This window comes from Falsiroseomonas sp. E2-1-a20, assembly GCF_051433195.1.
Taxonomy (GTDB): Bacteria; Pseudomonadota; Alphaproteobacteria; order Acetobacterales; family Acetobacteraceae; genus Falsiroseomonas.
The window spans coordinates 1-1,169 of the sequence record NZ_JBHMFT010000157.1; the positions used below are offsets into that span (position 1 = coordinate 1).

The window sequence follows — 1,169 nt, forward strand, 5'->3', positions numbered from 1 at the left end:
ATACCAGTTCTCGCGGATCAGAACCCATGCGCCCATTGGCGCATGCCGATGGACATGATGCGCCAGGGCTGGTTGATGAGGCGGTTCCAGTGGTGGCAGCAGTGTTCGACGATGTCGTTGTAGTCCTGAAAGACCCTGTTGGAGAGCCAGTTGTCGCGCATGAACTGCCAGATGTTCTCCATGACGTTGAGCTCCGGGCATTTCGGCGGCAGCGGCAGCAGGGTGATGTTGTCCGGCACGGCGACATCGCCCGAGAGGTGCCACCCGGCCTGATCGAGCAGCAGCACGGCGTGCTTGGCTGTGCCGACCGTCTCGCTGATCTCGGCCAGGTGCAAGTTCATCGCGGTGGTGTTGCAGAAGGGCAAGACCAGGGCCGCTCCCTTGCCCAGGTGCGGGCAGACGGCGCCGAAGATGTAGGTCGACGCGTAGCGCTGGTCCTGCGGCGCGGAGGGCCTGGTCCCGCGCCGCGCCCATCGGCGAGTGATACCGTTCTTCTGGCCGATGCGGGCTTCGTCGGCAAACCAGATCTCTACCGCGTCTAGACCGAGGCCCTGCTCGCGCGCGATGCCTGCCAGCGTGGCGGGGAACTTTTTTTAAATGTGTTGATGGCGCCGTCCGCCTGCGCATGATGCTTCGGCCGCGCCGTGAGCTTGCGGTAGCCGAGAGAACGCACTTCACGGCTCAGCGTCTGCATAGAGACCGAGACGCGGAACTCCTCCCACAGCCACTGACCAAGGTCGCACAGCCGCCAGCGCACCACGCCGTGGATCGCCGGGATCGGGCCGTGGTCGATCTGCGCGGCGAGCGCCTGGCGGTGTGCGTCGCTCAATCGCGGCATCGGACCCGTCGCCTTGCGGTCGCGCAGCCCGTCTGGTCCTTCGCTGTTGAAGCGCACCACCCAGTCCCTGACGATCTGCAGGGTGACGTTCCCCAGCTGCGCCGCCTCCGAGCGCGTGCCGCCGTCGTAGATCGCACCCAAAGCCAGCAGACGACGGGCCTGAGCAGCGTCCCTACTCCGCCGCGCCAGGCGCCGTAGTTCAGCGGCGCTGAAGTCGGAACGCAAAGCAAGGGCGCGCGCCATGGTGGGCCTCCGGTGCTCACCAGATTCAACCACACCCACCTCTTGTCAGGGAATCCCCCCGTGAGTCACAGCCCGTGGGAGCTGGTAT

The 1,169-nt window shown here is 65.8% G+C and carries 1 protein-coding gene; it reads right to left on the reverse strand.

The window, feature by feature from the left end; translation table 11 throughout:
* Positions 1 to 17: 17 nt before the first annotated feature.
* Positions 18 to 1,081 (reverse strand): IS630 family transposase gene (locus tag ACFHPP_RS31090; RefSeq protein ID WP_437167090.1). Its coding sequence is split into 2 segments (ribosomal slippage): positions 18 to 589 and positions 589 to 1,081, totalling 1,065 coding nucleotides; the frame shifts between segments, so codons are not numbered across the junction.
* Positions 1,082 to 1,169: the final 88 nt, after the last annotated feature.